We start from the raw sequence: 1,829 nt of genomic DNA, 5'->3' as shown, positions 1-1,829 counted from the left end.
GCGAACAGCCCTAGCATAGCTGCTTGAATCCAACTAATTGTCATAATTTCTTCTCCCCTTTTGTTTTTTTATTTAAAACCAAATTTGCTTCTGAAGTTTTCCCATGTTCCGATTGAAACATCAGGCAGTAAGGCAAATTTAATTTTATAACCAGCTTGATACATTGCTTCAAAGGCCTCTGCTTCTGCTTGTGTGATCGATTGGTTATTTCCCAATTTCGTAGCACCTTCACGGTCATTGCACGGACCTACGATCACAGTATCGATTCCGGGTTTGAATTTTTGATCCACCAAAATCTTTTTCATGTCCAAAGGATCTTTGGTGATCAGGAAATATCGATCTTTGCTGTCCAATACTTTTTGATTTTTTTGTTGCCATTCCTCATTGGTCCAAATGAACGTTTTTAAACCGCTGGCACTCTTATAGGCCGCTTTTAGAACGTCGCTCTGAGCCGCCTTATCATTCACAGCTACCAACCCGTCACAAGGGAACTCTTTTGCCCAACGCGTACATGTTTGCCCGTGAATCATACGATCATCAATCCGAATAAATGATACTGTCATTTTTCTTTCCCCCTCTAAATTTCGTCGTCTTCTTCTGGTTGTTCTAATTTGAATTCTTGCAAAGCTTCTTTCGCTTCAGATACGACCGTAGCAGTAAAAGTTTCTTTATCCAAGCTGTCTTTCATCAAAACTGCTGTTAAAGCCAATGGCAAGTTCATGCCGCCGATAGTGATTGTATTGGCAAGTTTGCCTTCATCCGCTAAAACATTCAATGAAGTTGTCAAAGGTGAGCCGCCTACAATATCAGCAAGCAAGATGATTTCATCATCCCCAGTCACAGCTTGAATGCCTTCCTTGAACATCAAAGCAAACTCATCCGCTGTTTTCCCGTCAGGCAATCCAACCGCGATCACATCATCCCGTTTTCCAGCCAGCATATCCAACGATGTCTTTAAGCCCGTCGCAAAATCACCGTGGCTTACCAGAACCACATATTTCAAATTATTTCCTCCTTCGCGTATATCAATTAGCCTCTAAAGAATACCACCCATCGAAGCGCTTGCATCGTGTCGCGTGTCAACACATTCATGTGACATTTGACACGAAATAATATAAAAATTGTTTGACCGCAGCATCGTGCGGTCCGGGGTCTGGGTCCGGTGGTGCGTTTCCCCGCCAAATTGGTTTTCGCCGGGGAATCTCGTGTTGTCCGCGGACGTTTTGCCCCGCCAAATGTGTTTTGGCGGGCTATCTCGCGTTGTCCTTGGACATTTCGCCCCGCCAAAAGGGTTTTGGCGGGGTATCTCTGAGCATAAATTCAATTCCAATACAAAAAAAGCTGAATCAAAGCCAGAAAATACCGTTCTGGTTCTGATTCAGCCTCTATTCGTCTTGCGGTATACAGCGGATTACTGGGGATTAACAGACCTCATCATCCGTGTGACATTTGTCATTCCGATTATTTTAAAAGATTATCGATTTCTTTTTCGATGTCTACCAGCTCATCATCAATTTTATTTTCATTCAATGCATTCGTGATCAGATAATCGCATCTTTCGATGATATTGTTGTACTTCTTGAATTTCGGTTCGATCACCGCATTTTCGATAATATCATCCAACACATCTTGTTTTAAGGAATAATTGCTCATGGCATCCTGATCCAGCAGCGCTTTGGTGCTGTCGCTGGCCATCACACTCTTCAAAGCGGAAGCCCCTTGCGAGTTTTCAAATAGTTCCTGTTGAATTTCTTGGTCAATCGTCAAGGTTTCAAGGAACTCAAAAGCTAATTGCTGCTGGGTCGTTTTGGAATTTATCGCTATCAAAG

General features: G+C 42.8%; 2 protein-coding genes and 1 pseudogene. All 3 read right to left on the bottom strand.

The genetic code is table 11. From position 1 onward, the window contains the following. Nucleotides 1–68: 68 nt before the first annotated feature. Complete coding sequence (locus WBV27_RS03825) at nt 69–563, bottom strand: PTS system mannose/fructose/N-acetylgalactosamine-transporter subunit IIB (RefSeq protein ID WP_086629849.1); 495 nt, start codon at nt 561–563, stop codon at nt 69–71. 14 nt (nt 564–577) lie between these two features. Continuing rightward, nucleotides 578–1,003 (bottom strand): PTS sugar transporter subunit IIA, encoded by a 426-nt coding sequence (locus tag WBV27_RS03820; protein WP_106450133.1) that lies wholly within the window; start codon nt 1,001–1,003, stop codon nt 578–580. A 458-nt stretch (nt 1,004–1,461) separates the two neighbouring features. Further along, nucleotides 1,462–1,829: pseudogene (locus WBV27_RS03815) on the bottom strand (sugar ABC transporter substrate-binding protein); the annotation flags it as partial.

It is taken from the genome of Trichococcus sp. (assembly GCF_049589555.1).
GTDB lineage: Bacteria > Bacillota > Bacilli > Lactobacillales > Aerococcaceae > Trichococcus.
The sequence above is the reverse complement of the archived record's forward strand: the minus strand, read 5'-3'. Positions and strand labels throughout refer to the sequence as shown.